Origin of the sequence: Plantibacter sp. CFBP 8804 (genome assembly GCF_014841225.1) — a bacterium.
GTDB classification, from domain to species: Bacteria; Actinomycetota; Actinomycetes; order Actinomycetales; family Microbacteriaceae; genus Plantibacter; species Plantibacter auratus.
In genome coordinates, this window is the sequence record NZ_JACYTU010000001.1 from 585,854 (window position 1) to 601,671 (window position 15,818).

Here is a 15,818-nt window from a genome sequence, read left to right on the forward strand (position 1 = left end):
CGTGCCGCGGTCGTCACGAGCGACCACGTGCAGTTCACACGTCACGTGTCCATCAACACCAGGGAGCAGTTGTGCCAGGAGAGAACCTCACCCGAGTCGAAGCCCAGGAGCGCAGGGCGCTCGTCGACACGTCGAGCTACGAGGTCGTGCTCGACCTCACGACCGGTCCCGAGGTGTTCCGCAGCACCACGACGGTGCGCTTCACCGGTGAACCGGGTGCCTCGACCTTCATCGACGCCATGACGCGCACCGTCCACTCCGTCACGCTGAACGGCGTCGAGCTCGACCCGTCGACCGTCTCCGACGGCGTGCGCATCCAGCTCGACGGCCTCGCTGCGGAGAACGTGCTCGTCGTCGACGCGGACGCCGAGTACACCAACACCGGTGAGGGCCTCCACCGCTTCGTCGACCCCGTCGACGGCGAGGTGTACCTGTACAGCCAGTTCGAGGTGCCGGACTCCCGTCGGGTGTTCGCGGTCTTCGAGCAGCCAGACCTGAAAGCGACGTTCACCTTCACGATCACGGCGCCCGCGGCCTGGCAGGTCGTCAGCAACTCCCCCACGCCTGAGCCGGTACCGGCGCACGACGGCGCGGCGACCTGGAGCTTCGCACCCACGCAGCGCATCTCCTCCTACATCACCGCGATCGTGGCAGGCCCGTACGACGTGGTGCGCAGCGAGCTCACCTCGAGCGACGGCCGGACCATCCCGCTGGGCGTCTTCGCTCGCAAGAGCCTGGCGGAGTACCTCGACGCCGACTACATCTTCGAGAAGACGCGTCAGGGCTTCGCGTACTACGAGGAGAAGTTCGCCTACCCGTACCCGTTCGAGAAGTACGACCAGCTCTTCGTCCCCGAGTTCAACGCGGGCGCGATGGAGAACGCCGGCGCGGTGACCTTCACCGAGACCTACGTGTTCCGCTCGAAGGTGACCGACGCGATCAAGGAGCGCCGGGTCGTCACGATCCTGCACGAGCTCGCCCACATGTGGTTCGGCGACCTCGTCACCATGAAGTGGTGGAACGACCTGTGGTTGAACGAGTCGTTCGCCGAATGGGCTTCGACGATCGCCACTGCTGAGGCCACCGAGTGGACCGAGGCGTGGACGACGTTCAACGCGATGGAGAAGACCTGGGCCTACCGCCAGGACCAGCTGCCGTCGACGCACCCCATCGTCGCGACCATCAACGACCTCGAGGACGTCCAGGTCAACTTCGACGGCATCACCTACGCCAAGGGCGGCTCCGTCCTGAAGCAGCTCGCCGCCTGGGTGGGCATCGAGGCATTCTTCGCCGGCGTCGGCAACTACTTCCGCAAGCACGAGTTCGGCAACACCGTGCTCGACGACCTGCTCGTCGAGCTCGAGGCGACGAGCGGCCGCGACCTCCGCGAGTGGTCGAAGCTGTGGCTCGAGACCGCCGGGGTCGGGACGTTGAGCCCGGAGTTCACGGTCGACGCCGACGGCGCGTTCACCGCGTTCGCCGTCCGGCAGACGGTCCCCGCGGACTACGACACGCTGCGTCCGCACCGCCTCGCCATCGGCCTGTACCGACTGCAGGACGGCAAGCTCGTCCGCACCCAACGCGTCGAACTCGACGTCGACGGGGCGCTCACCGAGGTGCCGGAGCTCGTCGGTGAGACGCAGCCCGACCTGGTGCTGCTGAACGACGACGACCTCGCCTACGCGAAGATCCGCCTCGACGAGCGGTCGCTCGCGACGGCGATCAGCCACCTCGCCTCGATCGAGGACCCGCTCGCACGCTCGCTGGTCTGGGGCGCTGCCTGGGACGCGACCCGCGACGCCGAGTCGAGCGCCTCCGACTACGTGGAGCTCGTCCTCGGGAACATCGCCACGGAGACCGAGTCGACGACCCTGCGCACCACGCTCGGCCAGCTCGGTCTGGCCGCGCGCAACTACGTCGCTCCGGAACGCCGCCTGGCGACCATCTCCCGGGTCGGCGACGCGCTCTGGACGCTCGCCCAGGAGGCGGAGGCCGGCTCCGACGCGCAGTTCCAGTTCGTGAAGTTCTTCGCCGCTCTCGCCTCGACCCCCGAGCACGGCGAGCACCTGCGTGCACTGCGCGACGGCTCCGCGGCACTCCCGGGCCTGGAGATCGACACCGACCTCCGCTGGGAGCTCCTCGAGGGCCTGGTCCTCCTCGGTCTCGCGGACGGTTCGGACATCGATGCGGCGCTCGCCGAGGACAACACGGCGAACGGTGCCCAGGCGGCCGCTCGTGCACGGGCGACGATCCCCACCGTCGAGGGCAAGCGCGCAGCGTTCGACTCGGTCGTCGAGCACGACGACCAGCCGAACGCGATCGTCCGGAACGTCGGTCTCGGGTTCGGGCACGTCATCGACCCGGCCGTCCTGCAGCCGCTCGTCGAGCCGTACTTCGCCGCGCTCACCTCGGTCTGGGAGTCGCGCAGCTACAAGATCGCCGAGTACATCGTCGAGGGGCTCTACCCGGCGGCGCTCGCCTCCACCGAGCTCCGCGACCGCACGCGCGCGTGGTTGGAAGCCAACGCCGATGTCCCGGCACTCCGACGCATGCTCGTCGAAGCCCTCGCCGGGGTCGAGCGGGCACTCGCGGCACAGGCACGGGACGCCGCGTGATCCACTCGGCCGGATAGCACTCCGGTACCAGGATCCTCTGGCGAGAACCCCTCCACGGCACGACCCGCTGTGGAGGGGTTCTCCGTATCCTGGAGGGATGCGCCGACCAGTGAACGACGACCGACCCTCAGGGTCGTCCTCGTCGTGACCGCTCGGAAGCCGTCCTCCGACCGGGACCGGGCCGCGACGGAGGCCGCACTGATGCTCCCGCGCCCACCCGGGGTCGTCCGACGCTGGTGGTCGAGGCATCCGTGGACCGCCGACTCGCTCATCGCCGCCGGGTACCTCCTCGTCGCGCTCTCGGTCAGCACCGTCGAGTGGTTCGACGTCGACCTGGAGGCCCAGCCTGGTCGCATCGCGCTCGCCGTAGCGATCGTGGGCATCACGACACTCGCCGTCCTGTTCAGGCGACGGCGCCCGCTCGCGATGACCGTGCTCGTCATCGCCGTCGGGCTCGTCTCGGTCGCACAGACGGTGGGCGTCGACGCGTTCGCGGTGCCGATCCTGCTCTATTCGGTGGCCGTGTACCGAACCGTCGCTCTCGGTTGGCAGGCGTTCGCCACCGCCGCGGTGGTCGCCGTCCTCGCCCCGTTCCTGCCCTGGGCCGCACCACATGAGCCGGGAGAGCCGCAGCAGACCATCATCTCGGTCGTCCTCTTCGCGCTCTTCGGGCTGCTGATCGGGATCAACGTCGGCAATCGCAAGCGGTACGTCGAAGCCCTCGTCGATCGGGCGGCGCAGCTGGCCCGTGAGCGCGACCAGCAGGCCCAGCTCGCCGCCGTCGCCGAGCGGACCCGCATCGCCCGTGAGATGCACGACATCGTCTCCCACAGTCTCACCGTCATCGTCGCGCTGAGCGAGGGGGCTCTGGCGACGAAGGACCCGACGGCGTCCCGGTCCGCGATGACCGCCGTCACCGACGCCGCCCGGGGCTCCCTCGTCGACATGCGACGCATGCTGGGCGTCCTCCGCGAGACCGGCAGCGCACCCCTCGCTCCACAACCCGACGCAGCATCCATCCCCGCGCTCGTCGAGACCTTCCGCGGGCTCGGCCTGCCGGTCGCACTCACCGTCTCGGGGCCGTCGACGGACGACCCGTCGATCCTGCTCGCCGTGCACCGCATCACCCAGGAGGCACTCACGAACGCGCTGCGGTACTCGGAGCGGCCGAAGCGCGTCGACGTCGTCCTCACCACCGACGACGAGCAGCTCGAGCTCATCGTCGAGAACGACGGGTCCATTCCGGACGCGCCGTCGCTCGGCGCCGGCCAGGGGTTGCTGGGCCTCCGTGAACGCGTCGCGTTCCAAGGGGGTCGGGTCACCGCGGGAGCCGTCGGCGACCGTCTGTGGCGCGTCCATGCCGTCCTCCCGCTGGAACCACGCCCGACGAGAACATCCCCGCCGACCAGCGAACCACGAGGAACCACACCATGACCGATCCCGTCCGCATCCTGCTCGTCGACGATCAACAGCTCATCCGGCTCGGATTCGGCCTCGTGCTCGGCGCGGAGGACGATCTGGACGTGGTCGGTGAGGCTTCGAACGGCGCCGAGGCGATCGACCTCGCCGCCACCCTGCGCCCCGATGTGATCCTCATGGACGTCCGGATGCCGGGACTCGACGGGATCGAGGCGACCCGGAGGATCGTCGCCGCGAACCCCGACAGCCGCATCATCATCCTGACGACCTTCGACCTCGACGAGTACGCCTTCGGAGCGCTGCGGGCCGGCGCGAGCGGCTTCCTCCTGAAGGACGCCCTGCCGAACGAGCTGACGTCCGCGATCCGCGCGGTCCACGCCGGCGACGCCGCCGTCTCGACCCGTATCACGAAGCGGATGCTCGAACTCTTCGCGACGGCCCTCCCCGGCACGCCCGCGGCCGCCGAAGACGGCTCGGCAGCAGAACTCGCCGAGCTGACACCGCGGGAGCACGACATCCTCGTCGCCATGGCGGAGGGGCTGAGCAACGCGGAGATCGCCGCCCACTTCGTCCTCTCCGAGTCGACGGTGAAGACGCACGTCGGTCGCGTACTCATGAAGCTGCAGCTGCGCGACCGCGTGCAGGCGGTCATCTTCGCCTACAAGCACGGACTCGTGCGTCCGTGACCGTTCACGCAGGCACCGTCCGGCTCGCACTCGGGCGGCTCACACGGTTCACTCCGGGTCGCTCGATACACTGAGGCCCATATGAACTGGGATGAGATCTGGCCTGACGTGACCGCCTTCCTCTGGACGGCGGGGTGGAAGATCATCGGCGTGGTGGTCGTGATCGGCCTGGCGTTCGCCGCCGCATGGGTGCTCCGATTCGTCATCCGACGCGTCGTCGGCCGCATCGTGAGTGGCGTCAAGAAGAGCGCCGACGTCACCGACACGCAATCGCTGCTCGCCTCGCCGCTCGCCGCGGTCCGACTCGTCCAACGCACGCGGACCCTCGGTACCGTGCTCAGCAACATCGTCAACGTCACCATCGTCATCGTCGCGGCCATCCTCGTCGTCAACGTCATCGACTCGAGCATCATCGGCTCGTTCGCCCTGCTGACGGCCGCGGTCGGTGCCGGTCTCGGTTTCGGCGCGCAGAACATCGTCAAGGACATCCTCAACGGCCTGTTCATGGTGGTCGAGGACCAACTGGGCGTGGGCGACGTGGTCGACCTCGGACCCGCCACCGGCGTCGTCGAGACCGTCGGCATCCGGATCACCCAGGTACGCGACGTCAACGGCACGCTCTGGTTCGTCCGCAACGGCGAGATCCTGCGGGTCGGCAACATGTCACAGGGGTGGTCGCGGGTCATCATCGACCTGGCGATCCCGTACGACACCGACGTCGAGGCCGTCCAGGAGCGCATGCTCGACACGGCGAACGAACTCGCCCACGACCCCAAGTGGCGCTCCCGCATCCTCGAGAAGCCCGAGCTGTGGGGTCTCGAGTCGATCTCGGGCGACGCACTCGTCATCCGCTTGGTGATCAAGACGCGCACGAGTGCCAAGGACGACGTGGCTCGCGAACTGCGGATGCGGTTGAAGCGGGCCGTCGACGAAATGGACGTCAAGCTGCCGTCGCTCAACAGCATCGTCCTCTCCGGTTTCGAGGGCGCCGCAAGCGTGACCGGCTCGCGTCCCCCGCGCACCCACCCGACCACGGTGGTCCCGCCGCGGGCGCCGAAGACCAAGCGACCCCCGAGAGGGCAGCAGTGAGCGACTCCCAGGCACCAGGCATGTCCTTCTACGAGCAGGTCGGCGGACACACCACCTTCAAGGCCCTCGTCGACGAGTTCTACCGCGGCGTGGCCGGCGACCCCGTCCTGAAACCCATGTACCCCGAGGAGGACCTCGGTCCTGCGGCCGACCGGCTCATGCTCTTCCTCGAGCAGTACTGGGGCGGGCCCGGCACCTACAGCGCCGAACGCGGCCACCCGCGTCTCCGGCTGCGGCACCAGCCCTTCCACGTGAACCCCGATGCTCGCGACCGCTGGCTGCTGCACATGCGCGCCGCCGTCGACAGCCTCGACCTCGCGCCGGTGCACGAGGCGACGCTCTGGGACTACCTCGAACGGGCAGCCCACGCCATGGTCAACACCTTCGACGAGGATCCGGGGGGACCGCGCCGCAGTCTCCTCTGATTCCGGCCGCGCGGTCGTAGGATCGGACGCACGTCCGTGCCGAAGGAGTCAGCAGATGCCAGCAGCCATCCCTCCCAACCCGTCCGCCGATCGAACCGAGGCCGACGCGATCGTGATCGGCAGCGGACTGGCCGGGCTCGTCGCCGCCGCAGAGCTGATCGACGCCGGCAAGCGGGTCATCCTGCTCGAACAGGAGCCGGAGTCGAACCTCGGTGGCCAGGCGCATTGGTCGTTCGGCGGCCTGTTCCTGGTCGACTCCCCCGAGCAGCGCCACCTCGGCGTCCGTGATTCGCTCGAGCTCGCGACCCAGGACTGGTTCGGCGCCGCGGCGTTCGACCGTCCCGAGGACCACTGGCCGAGACGCTGGGCAGAGGCCTACCTCGATTTCGCCGCGGGCGAGAAGCGCGCCTGGCTCCACGAGCAGGGCGTGCGGTTCTTCCCGGTCGTCGGCTGGGCGGAACGGGGCGGTTACGGCGCCATCGGCCACGGCAACTCCGTTCCCCGTTTCCACATCACCTGGGGCACCGGACCCGGTGTCGTCGCACCCTTCGTCCGACGGGTGAACGCCGGCGTCGAGGACGGCACGGTGTCGGCTCACTTCCGGCACCGCGTGGACGAGCTGCTCACCGAGGACGGCGCGGTCGTCGGCGTACGAGGCTCGGTGCTCGCCCCGTCGCATGCCGAGCGCGGGGCCCCGAGCTCGCGCGAGGTCGTCGGCGAATTCTCGTGCAGGGCGCCCGCGGTGCTCGTCGCGAGCGGCGGCATCGGAGGGAACCACGACCTCGTCCGCGAGCAGTGGCCGGCTCGGCTCGGGACGCCGCCGACGACCATGCTCTCCGGAGTCCCTGCGCACGTCGACGGACGCATGCTGGCGATCAGTGAGCGTGCGGGCGGGCGTCTCATCAACGGCGACCGGATGTGGCACTACGTCGAAGGCATCACCAACTGGGATCCGATCTGGCCGCAGCACGGCATCAGGATCCTACCGGGGCCGTCGTCGCTCTGGTTCGACGCGACCGGGAAGCGGCTCCCGGTGCCGCTCTTCCCGGGCTTCGACACGCTCGGTACCCTCGCGCACCTGCGTGCCACCGGCCACGACCACAGCTGGTTCGTGCTGACCCAGCGGATCATCGAGAAGGAGTTCGCGCTGTCGGGGAGCGAGCAGAACCCCGACCTCACCGGGAAGGACCTCGGGCTCCTCGCGAAGCGCATCGGCCCGGGAGCGCCCGGGCCGGTCGAGGCGTTCAAGGAACACGGCGCGGACTTCGTCGTCGCCGACACGCTCACCGAGCTGATCGCCGGCATGCAGGAGCTGAGCCCGGAGACGCCGATCGACGCGGCGAACGTCATCGCCGAGGTGGAAGCGCGCGATCGCGAGATCGACAACCCGTTCACGAAGGACCTGCAGATCACGGCGCTCCGCGGTGCCCGCTCCTACCGGGGCGACAAACTCATCCGCGTCGCCGCACCGCACCGGCTCCTCGATCCGAAGGCCGGACCACTCATCGCGGTGAAGCTGCACGTCCTGACCCGCAAGAGCCTCGGTGGGCTCGAGACCGACCTCGCGAGTCGGGTCCTCGGCCCGGACGGGAACCCGGTGCCCGGCCTCTACGCCGCCGGTGAGGCGGCTGGCTTCGGCGGTGGAGGGATCCACGGCTACCGTGCGCTCGAGGGGACCTTCCTCGGCGGGTGTCTGTTCAGCGGTCGGACCGCCGGCCGCGCGATGGCAGGCGCCTGAGGATCAGGAAACGGCGCCCGCGAGCACATGCCCGCGTCGGGTGCTCAAGCGCACCCATCCGCCTGAGCGGAAGACGGCCGCGCGCTCCGGCTCGGCGATGAAGCCGAGGGCCACCGCGGCGAACGCCGCTCCGGTCGGGAGTCCGTGGCCGTCGCCGAGGGGCCGGGACCAGACCTGCGACCGCACCTTCTGGACGATCTGATCGCCCACCGCCGTGGGGAGCGTCTCGGCGATCTCCGCGGCCCCCGTCCTGGCGACGAGTTCGAGCTCGATGGTGTCCACGTCGCCCGCCCGTTCCCAGCCGCCACGGGGCGGTGCCTGTCCGACCCACGGGGCCGTCCTCGTGGACGGCGGCAGCTCGAGCGGCACGGTCTCGCGGGCATCCGCCATCAGGTCCTCGGCAGCGACGCCGCCGAGCGTTCGGACGATGCGGTCGATGAGTTCACGCGGGGTCGCGAGGACGTCGGCCGTGGCGGGTTCGGCGAGTGCGAACGTGCGCATCCCGATGATCGTCGGACTCCGGTCGAGCAGACCCTGCGGGTGCAGCACCGGGGCGGAGACCGCCAGGACGTCCCCGGCCGCCAGGAGTCGTACACCGGAATCGTCGATCCGGGCGGCGCGTGCGAGGAAGGTGCGGAGGTCGGCGAGCGAGGTGGCATCGAGGAGCTGCAACGTGGTGGACATCTCCTCTCAATCTACGCCACCGCCGCGTGCGCTCCGGCACCGCGTCGCCAGGGCCTGGATAGACTCGGCGGGTCGGGTCGGGCATCGACGACCGAGCCTCGACCCTCGGATGAAAGGCGTGTTCGCGTGAAGGAACCGATCCACTCCCTGCTCACCGCGCTGGATCTCAGTGCTCCCGGTGTCCGAACCGACGAGGACATCTTCACCGGTCCGTCGCAATGGATGCCGCAGGGGCGGGTCTTCGGTGGTCAGGTGCTCGCCCAGTCCGTCGTCGCCGCGACCCGGACCGTCGACGCCGAGCGCATCATCCACTCGATGCACGGGTACTTCCTCCGACCAGGCGACGTCGACCTGCCGATCACCTTCGCGGTCGACCGCATCCACGACGGACGCTCGTTCGCCACCCGACGCACCCAGGCCTATCAGAACGGGGTGCCGATCCTCTCGATGATCGCGTCCTTCCAGACCCAGGACGAGGGCCCGGAGCATCAGATCGAGCTGCCCGACGGGATCCCCGACCCGGAGACCCTCCCGTCGGCCGCCGAGCTCCTCAGCGGGATCGACCACCCGGCGGCCGAGGCCTGGGCGACGGGACGCCCCTTCGACCTCCGACACGTCGGCTCCCCCGTCTACCTCCGGGTGGAGGGCGAGCGGACCACCCGGCAAGCGGTGTGGTTCAAGACGATCGAGGACCTGCCCGACGACCCGGCGCTGCACCGTGCCGCGCTCGCCTACGCGAGCGATTACACGATCCTCGAGCCGGTGCTCCGTCGTCACGGCGTCCCGTGGGCCACGCCAGGCATCAAGATCGCCAGTCTCGACCACGCCATGTGGTGGCACCGTCCCACGCGCGTCGACGAGTGGCTGCTCTACCTGCAGGATTCCCCGAGCGCCACCGGCGGACGAGGCCTGTCCCTCGGGCGCATCTACGATCGGGCGGGTCGCCTCGTCGCGAGCGTCGCCCAGGAGGGCATGGTGCGGTTCCCGACGCCTCGGTGACCGGCGTCGCTCAGCGACGCGAGAACTCGATCGGATCCTCGAGGAACGGCTCCCAGGCAGCACGTTCGACGTCCGAGATCCGGCGCGGCTTGAGTGTCTTGGCGTCCACCATGACGACCGTCGTGGAGGCTCGGGCGTACAGCGTCTGCGCTGCTCCGCCCAGCGGCGAGTAGACCTCGTACGCGACCTGCAGGCTGGCTCCGCCGATCTTGCCCATCCAGAGCTGGACGTCGAGCGGATCGCGCTGGTACGGGATCGGGGCCAGGTACTCGATCTCCTGGTGCGCCACGAGCGTCAGCGTCTCGGCCTCGAGGCTCGCATCGATGACCGCGGTCGGCGGGACGTCCTCCGACGCCAGCGTCGGGATCCAGAAGACGCGGACGCGCGCCTCCTCCAGCAGCTTGAGCATCGAGGCGTTGTTGACGTGGTTGAAGGCGTCGAGGTCGCCCCACCGCAGTGGGATCGGCACGTGGAGTCTGGTCATTGCTGGGCCCTCCGTGGGTCGGGGACGTACGGGTCGTGAACGGACGACGGCCCACCGGCAGAAGCCGATGGGCCGTTCGCACGGGTCCTAGTCGCGCGTGAGCTTGCGGTACGCGGAGCGGTGCGGCTTCGCCGCGTCCGGTCCGAGGCGCTTGATCTTGTCCTCTTCGTAGGACTCGAAGTTACCCTCGAACCAGTGCCAGTTCGACGGGTTCTCCTCGGTGCCCTCGTACGACAGGATGTGCGTCGCGATGCGGTCGAGGAACCACCGGTCGTGGGTGATGACCACAGCACAACCCGGGAACTCGAGCAGCGCGTTCTCGAGGCTCGAGAGCGTCTCGACGTCGAGGTCGTTGGTCGGTTCGTCGAGCAGCAGGAGGTTACCGCCCTGCTTGAGCGTCAGCGCGAGGTTCAGGCGGTTCCGCTCACCACCGGAGAGGACACCGGCCTTCTTCTGCTGGTCCGGGCCCTTGAACCCGAACGTCGACACGTAGGCGCGGGAGGGGATCTCCTGGTTGCCGACCTGGATGTAGTCGAGCCCTTCGGACACGACCTCCCAGAGCGTCTTGTTGGGGTCGATGCCCCCACGGGACTGGTCGACGTAGGAGAGCTTGACGGTCTCGCCGACCTTGAGCTCGCCGGCGTCGAGCGGCTCGATGCCGACGATGGTCTTGAACAGCGTGGTCTTACCGACACCGTTCGGGCCGATGATGCCGACGATGCCGTTGCGGGGCAGGCTGAAGGACAGGTCGTCGATGAGGACGCGTCCGTCGAAGCCCTTCTGCAGCTTCTTGGCTTCGAGGACCGTCGAGCCGAGGCGCGGGCCGGCGGGGATCTGGATCTCTTCGAAGTCGAGCTTCCTGGTGCGCTCCGCCTCAGACGCCATCTCTTCATATCGGGCCAGACGAGCCTTGGACTTCACCTGGCGACCCTTGGCGTTGCTGCGAACCCACTCGAGTTCACTCGCGAGACGCTTGGCGAGCTTGGCGTCCTTCTTGCCCTGGACGTTGAGGCGCTCGCCCTTCTTCTCGAGGTAGGTCGAGTAGTTGCCCTCGTAGGGGTAGAGACGACCGCGGTCGATCTCGCAGATCCACTCTGCGACGTGGTCGAGGAAGTACCGGTCGTGGGTGACGGCGAGCACGGCGCCCGCGTACTGAGCGAGGTGCTGCTCGAGCCAGAGCACGCTCTCGGCGTCGAGGTGGTTGGTGGGCTCGTCGAGGAGCAGGAGGTCGGGCTTCTGCAGGAGGAGCTTGCAGAGTGCGACGCGACGCTTCTCACCACCGGAGAGGTGGGCGACCGTGGCGTCGGACGGCGGGCAGCGCAGGGCGTCCATCGCCTGCTCCAGCTGCGAGTCGAGGTCCCAGGCGTCAGCGGCGTCGATCGCCTCCTGCAGCACGCCCATCTCCGCGAGCAGGGCGTCGAAGTCGGCGTCGGGCTCGGCCATCGCGAGCGAGATCTCGTTGAAGCGGTCGATCTTGCCCTTGATCTCGCCGACGCCCTCCTGGACGTTCTCGAGCACCGTCTTGTCCTCGTCGAGTTCCGGCTCCTGCATGAGGATGCCGACGCTGAAGCCCGGCGTGAGCTTCGCCTCGCCGTTCGAGGGGGTGTCGATCCCCGCCATGATCTTCAGGATCGTGGACTTACCGGCACCGTTCGGGCCGACGACGCCGATCTTCGCTCCGGGCAGGAACGCCATCGTCACGTCGTCGAGGATGAGCTTGTCGCCGACCGCCTTGCGGGCGCGGACCATCGAGTAAATGTATTCAGCCATGTCGCCGTACAGTCTACGGGCGGACCCTCCGTTTGCGCTGCACGACGACACCCGCGACGACGGCCGCCGCAGCGATCGCGCAACTCGTCGTGACCTCGAGGAGCCGGGCGGGTCCGCCGAAGAACATCGACACCAGCAGCACGACGAGCGCGACGACGACCACGATCGTGAGCCACGGGTGTCCCCACATGCGGATCCCGCCGATGCGATCGCCGCTCTCCAATGTGGCGACCCGATCGAACCGTCGACTGCGTAGTTGGGCCACGGCGATCACGATCCACACGAAGATCGCGATCGCGCCGGTGGAGTTGACGAGGAACGTGAAGACCTCGTCCGGTGCGAGGTAGTTCAACAGGACGCACACGAGCCCGACGACCGCCGAACACAGGATCGCGACCGCCGGCGTGCCGCGTCGCGTCGTCGCGCGGACCGCTCGCGGCGCCTCCCCGCGGCCCCCGAGCGAGAACAGCATGCGCGACGCCGTGTACAGGGACGCGTTGAGTGTCGACAGCAGGGCCGTGAAGACGATGATGTCCATCGCCACCCCGGCACCGGGGATCCCGGCGGCGTGCAGCATGGTGACGAAGGGACTGATCCCCGGCGTGATCTCCGTCCATGGCACCACGATGAGGACGACCAGGATCGACCCGATGTAGAACAGCAGGATCCGCCAGACGACCGAGTTCACCGCCCGCCGGACGGCGCCCTTCGGGTCCACCGATTCTCCTGCCGCGATCGTGGCGACCTCGGCACCGAACATCGAGAAGATGATCGGCAGGAGCGCAGCCAGGACGCCGCCGATGCCGAACGGCAGGAAGCCCCCGTCGGTCGGGGCGAGGTTGGCGACGGTCGCCGTCTCTGTCGGGACGACGCCGACGATGATGAGCGATCCGAGCGCGATGAACAGGATCACGGCCGCGATCTTGATCGACGAGAACCAGAACTCGAACTCACCGAACGACTTCACCGAGACGAGGTTGGCGGCGAGGAATGCGACGGTGATCACGAGCGCCGGGATCCACTGCGGGAGACCGGGCACCCACTGGCTGACGATCTGCGCTGCGGCGGTCGCCTCGATGCCGACGACCACGACCCAGAACCACCAGTAGAGCCATCCGATCGCGAGACCGGCCCAGGGACCGATGAATCGCGAGGCGTAGGCGGAGAACGAACCGGTCTCGGGCGACGCGGAGGCCATCTCCCCCAGCATGCGCATGACGAGCACCACGACCACGCCGGCCAGGGCGTACGCGAGGATCACGCCGGGCCCGGCCGCGAGGATCGCCGTGCTCGACGCCACGAGGAGCCCTGCGCCGATCATGCCACCGAGGGCGATCAGCGCCAGATGACGAGGCTTGAGTGTGTGCGCCAGCGCCGTCGGCGCCACGGCCAGACGTTCGTCGGCCAGGAAGACGGCCTCGGTGGCAGGTTCCCCGCCAGGTGATGGGTTGGCGGTCATGCAGGCCCTCGATTCCGGATCGAGCCACCCAGGAGGTGGCGATATCTGAAATGTCAGGTTATGGCATGCCCGCGGCTTGCACCAGCCCGGGAGTGGTCGGCGGCGCTACCAGTCGATCGCGCGGGTGACCCCGATGAGGCATCGCCCGGTGTCGAGCTGTGACACCACCGACGAGTGGTACCCCGTCGCCGGACCGTTCTGCCCGAGGATGCATTGTCCTTGCCACCGGATGGCGAACTGGATCGAGTCAGCCGGCTCGCCGATGCTCGTCGTGTCCGAGGAGACCTCCATCTCCGCCTTCGGGAAGCCGGCGGCGACGAGACCGTCGATGATCGCCTGGCCGCCGGCGGCGGGGTTCGCGGCGAGCGTGGCGGCGTTCACGGCGTCGAAGAACGGCAGGTTGTCGGTGGCGGTGCCCTCGGGGAGCAGCACCGGCGCCACCGGAGCCGTCTCAGTGGCGGTCGGCGTCTGGTTCGGCGTGGCCGTCGGCTCGGGAGCAGGCTGGGTGCAACCGGTCACGACGATGCCGAGCAGGCCGAGCACCACGCCGACCCGGACGCCGGCGATCGACGAGCGACGACGGATCGAGGTGACGGCTGAGACGGGGCGATCGCGGAGGCTCTTCTGCACGTCGAGCAGTCTACGCGGCGCGTCAGAACGGCGTGTCCTGCGGCGGTGCCGACGCCCACTCCCCGGTTCCGGTTCCGGATCCGGATCCGGATCCGGATCCGGTCGACTCGGATGCGGCGGACGCCGGACTCGCCCCCGCGCCAACCGGCGACTCACCGGCCCCCTTCGGTTGCCAGCCGATGTCCGGCCCGATGTGATCGGCTTCGATGTCGACCGACGTGCCTCGTCGCTCGCCCTGCTCCCAGTCGCGGATCCGCAACCGGCCGAGCACGATGACGCGTTGTCCTTTGACGAGCGATGTGGCGGAGGCGGTCGCCAATCCGCGAAAAGCGCTCACCGTGTACCAGTTCGTCTCCTGCGCGACCCAGGAACCCTGCTTCTGGTCGTAGCGACGTTGCTGCGACGCCAGGCGGAAACTGGTGATGTCCAACCCGGACGTCGTGCGATGGTGCTTGGGGTCTGTCGCGACGTGTCCGCAGACGGTGATCTGGTCGTTCATGGGTTCCTCTCCTGTCGGTCCGACGATCCTGGCGGTGGATCGCGGAAGCGTCCGGGGCGGGTCCGTGCCGATCGCCACCCCGGACGCGCTGCCAGCCTCACCGATCCCGCGGGCCCCGAGTCGAGGCGGACGGCCCTCATCGATCTCCACAACCGCGCACCGCGCTGTGGAGGACGCTCGCTCCGCTCCGACCAGGGCCGATGTCGGTGGCCCCGCATACGCTGACGAGTACCAGCCGGCACTCCAGTCCGGCATCGCCCCACCAGCGCACGAGGAGTCCCATGCCCAACGCCCTGAGCATCCGTCCCGGCTACTGGCGCGTGACGACCCCCGACGGCCGTGTGCTCGGCAACATCGAGGCCGTCGGAGCGGACGGCGTTCCGGAGTACCGTGCCAACCGGTTCCGGCCGGCGGTCCTGGGGTACGCCCCGCTGGGCAGCTTCAGCGATCTCGCGGTCGCCATCGACGCGTTCCGGAACTGAGCGATGGCGCTCCCGCCGTTCACATCGAACCCGGTGCGTCGCCCGTGTTCACGCCCGAACGAGGGGTAGTCTGCGGCCCATGCAGTGGTGGAATGACTTCGTAGAGTGGGTGACCTCAGCTGAGGTCCGCCCCATGCTGTTCGCTGCGGCCCTCTTCATCGTGGCCGTCGTGGTGTCCTCGCTCGTCGCCGCCGGCGCAAGCCGTCGTGCGCTCCGAGCCATCGTGGACCAGCGCGACCGGGAGCAGAAGAACGTCGCGATCCTGGCGCTCGTCGACGCCGCCACCGAGGCCAGCGTCTGGAACTCGCTCACCCCGCAGGAGCAGGTGCTCAGCGATCGGGCCGTCGCCCAGGCCGACACCCTCGTGCGGCTCAGCCCGATCAAGGGAGCAGCGGTCGCCGCGGACTGGGCGAACCACCAGCTCCACGAGATGAAGCGCAACTCCGCGACATTCGGGTACGAGTTGGACCCGGTGGTCGAGGAATTCCGCGACCGCCTGGTCGAGTGGTCGAAGAAGCCGGCACGGGCTCGCAAGGACTTCGACGGCGACCTTCGCCGCTGGCGCGCCGAGTCCACCGGATCGGAACAGGCGCTCGTCGCGGAGCAGGAGTCCTGGGTCGCCAAGCAGCACCACGAGCAGTACGCCGGTGTGAAGCCCGCGTCCACCACGCCGGCTTCACGGCCCGGTGACATCACCCGCTCGACGGGTGGCACGATCAACACCAGCACGACGCAGCGCATCATCGACGACGTCGCGGTCCTGGAAGCCGAACGCAAGCAGTCCAGCGTCAGCTGACCACCGAGACTGACAGACGGCGGCCCGATCATCCGATCGGGCC

15 protein-coding genes are annotated in these 15,818 nt (G+C 68.9%); 9 read left to right on the forward strand and 6 right to left on the reverse strand.

What is annotated here, in order from left to right; genetic code table 11:
- Positions 1 to 71: 71 nt before the first annotated feature.
- The 6 genes from pepN to IFU11_RS02760 all read left to right on the forward strand — a co-directional run bounded on the left by pepN (position 72) and on the right by IFU11_RS02760 (position 7,972).
- On the forward strand, positions 72 to 2,615 hold the full coding sequence (gene pepN, locus IFU11_RS02735; RefSeq protein ID WP_192018101.1) for an aminopeptidase N: 2,544 nt from the start codon (positions 72 to 74) through the stop codon (positions 2,613 to 2,615).
- A 144-nt stretch (positions 2,616 to 2,759) separates the two neighbouring features.
- Positions 2,760 to 4,049 (forward strand): sensor histidine kinase, encoded by a 1,290-nt coding sequence (locus tag IFU11_RS20505; RefSeq protein ID WP_192018102.1) that lies wholly within the window; start codon positions 2,760 to 2,762, stop codon positions 4,047 to 4,049.
- A complete protein-coding gene (locus IFU11_RS02745) occupies positions 4,046 to 4,720 on the forward strand; it encodes a response regulator (RefSeq protein WP_192018103.1) in 675 nt (224 codons plus the stop codon). Before IFU11_RS20505 ends, IFU11_RS02745 begins: the two co-directional genes overlap by 4 nt.
- A gap of 81 nt (positions 4,721 to 4,801) precedes the next feature.
- Positions 4,802 to 5,809, forward strand: coding sequence for a mechanosensitive ion channel family protein (locus tag IFU11_RS02750; RefSeq protein WP_079705699.1), 1,008 nt, complete (start codon positions 4,802 to 4,804; stop codon positions 5,807 to 5,809).
- A gap of 20 nt (positions 5,810 to 5,829) precedes the next feature.
- Complete coding sequence (locus IFU11_RS02755) at positions 5,830 to 6,234, forward strand: globin (RefSeq protein ID WP_192018356.1); 405 nt, start codon at positions 5,830 to 5,832, stop codon at positions 6,232 to 6,234.
- 55 nt (positions 6,235 to 6,289) lie between these two features.
- Entirely contained in the window at positions 6,290 to 7,972 is a 1,683-nt protein-coding gene (locus tag IFU11_RS02760) for an FAD-binding dehydrogenase (protein ID WP_192018104.1), read from the forward strand.
- Between the two features lie 3 nt (positions 7,973 to 7,975).
- Here IFU11_RS02760 and IFU11_RS02765 read toward each other — a convergent pair whose 3' ends face one another.
- Positions 7,976 to 8,656, reverse strand: a complete 681-nt coding sequence (locus tag IFU11_RS02765; RefSeq protein WP_086473529.1) for a hypothetical protein — start codon at positions 8,654 to 8,656, stop codon at positions 7,976 to 7,978.
- Between the two features lie 126 nt (positions 8,657 to 8,782).
- On the opposite strand from IFU11_RS02765, the gene IFU11_RS02770 reads away from it, so the two are divergent.
- Positions 8,783 to 9,655 (forward strand): acyl-CoA thioesterase, encoded by an 873-nt coding sequence (locus IFU11_RS02770; RefSeq protein WP_371742705.1) that lies wholly within the window; start codon positions 8,783 to 8,785, stop codon positions 9,653 to 9,655.
- 10 nt (positions 9,656 to 9,665) lie between these two features.
- Here the strand turns inward: IFU11_RS02770 and IFU11_RS02775 are convergent, their stop codons facing one another.
- From IFU11_RS02775 to IFU11_RS02795, 5 genes are all read right to left on the reverse strand, one after another.
- Positions 9,666 to 10,139: an acyl-CoA thioesterase gene (locus IFU11_RS02775; RefSeq protein ID WP_192018105.1), complete on the reverse strand. Its 474-nt coding sequence runs from the start codon at positions 10,137 to 10,139 to the stop codon at positions 9,666 to 9,668.
- Positions 10,140 to 10,226: 87 nt separating this feature from the next.
- Positions 10,227 to 11,909 (reverse strand): energy-dependent translational throttle protein EttA, encoded by a 1,683-nt coding sequence (gene ettA / locus IFU11_RS02780; RefSeq protein ID WP_192018106.1) that lies wholly within the window; start codon positions 11,907 to 11,909, stop codon positions 10,227 to 10,229.
- Between the two features lie 13 nt (positions 11,910 to 11,922).
- Positions 11,923 to 13,368 (reverse strand): amino acid permease, encoded by a 1,446-nt coding sequence (locus tag IFU11_RS02785; RefSeq protein WP_192018107.1) that lies wholly within the window; start codon positions 13,366 to 13,368, stop codon positions 11,923 to 11,925.
- Between the two features lie 105 nt (positions 13,369 to 13,473).
- Entirely contained in the window at positions 13,474 to 13,998 is a 525-nt protein-coding gene (locus IFU11_RS02790) for a DUF6993 domain-containing protein (protein ID WP_371742706.1), read from the reverse strand.
- A gap of 22 nt (positions 13,999 to 14,020) precedes the next feature.
- Positions 14,021 to 14,497: a single-stranded DNA-binding protein gene (locus IFU11_RS02795; RefSeq protein WP_192018108.1), complete on the reverse strand. Its 477-nt coding sequence runs from the start codon at positions 14,495 to 14,497 to the stop codon at positions 14,021 to 14,023.
- Between the two features lie 281 nt (positions 14,498 to 14,778).
- Here IFU11_RS02795 and IFU11_RS02800 point away from each other — a divergent pair, with 281 nt between their 5' ends.
- Together IFU11_RS02800 and IFU11_RS02805 are read left to right on the forward strand one after the other, a co-directional pair.
- On the forward strand, positions 14,779 to 14,979 hold the full coding sequence (locus IFU11_RS02800; protein ID WP_064295136.1) for a hypothetical protein: 201 nt from the start codon (positions 14,779 to 14,781) through the stop codon (positions 14,977 to 14,979).
- A 79-nt stretch (positions 14,980 to 15,058) separates the two neighbouring features.
- Complete coding sequence (locus IFU11_RS02805) at positions 15,059 to 15,775, forward strand: hypothetical protein (RefSeq protein WP_192018109.1); 717 nt, start codon at positions 15,059 to 15,061, stop codon at positions 15,773 to 15,775.
- Positions 15,776 to 15,818: the final 43 nt, after the last annotated feature.

Excerpts from the sequence above, each read along its gene's own strand:
- IFU11_RS02800 (WP_064295136.1), top strand. The coding sequence starts at position 14,779 with ATGCCCAACGCCCTGAGCATCCGTCCCGGCTACTGGCGCGTGACGACC.
- IFU11_RS02765 (WP_086473529.1), bottom strand. The coding sequence starts at position 8,656 with ATGTCCACCACGTTGCAGCTCCTCGATGCCACCTCGCTCGCCGACCTC.
- IFU11_RS02795 (WP_192018108.1), bottom strand. The coding sequence starts at position 14,497 with ATGAACGACCAGATCACCGTCTGCGGACACGTCGCGACAGACCCCAAG.
- IFU11_RS02760 (WP_192018104.1), top strand. The coding sequence starts at position 6,290 with ATGCCAGCAGCCATCCCTCCCAACCCGTCCGCCGATCGAACCGAGGCC.
- IFU11_RS02745 (WP_192018103.1), top strand. The coding sequence starts at position 4,046 with ATGACCGATCCCGTCCGCATCCTGCTCGTCGACGATCAACAGCTCATC.
- IFU11_RS02755 (WP_192018356.1), top strand. The coding sequence starts at position 5,830 with ATGTCCTTCTACGAGCAGGTCGGCGGACACACCACCTTCAAGGCCCTC.
- IFU11_RS02750 (WP_079705699.1), top strand. The coding sequence starts at position 4,802 with ATGAACTGGGATGAGATCTGGCCTGACGTGACCGCCTTCCTCTGGACG.
- IFU11_RS02785 (WP_192018107.1), bottom strand. The coding sequence starts at position 13,368 with ATGACCGCCAACCCATCACCTGGCGGGGAACCTGCCACCGAGGCCGTC.
- ettA (WP_192018106.1), bottom strand. The coding sequence starts at position 11,909 with ATGGCTGAATACATTTACTCGATGGTCCGCGCCCGCAAGGCGGTCGGC.
- IFU11_RS02805 (WP_192018109.1), top strand. The coding sequence starts at position 15,059 with ATGCAGTGGTGGAATGACTTCGTAGAGTGGGTGACCTCAGCTGAGGTC.
- IFU11_RS02775 (WP_192018105.1), bottom strand. The coding sequence starts at position 10,139 with ATGACCAGACTCCACGTGCCGATCCCACTGCGGTGGGGCGACCTCGAC.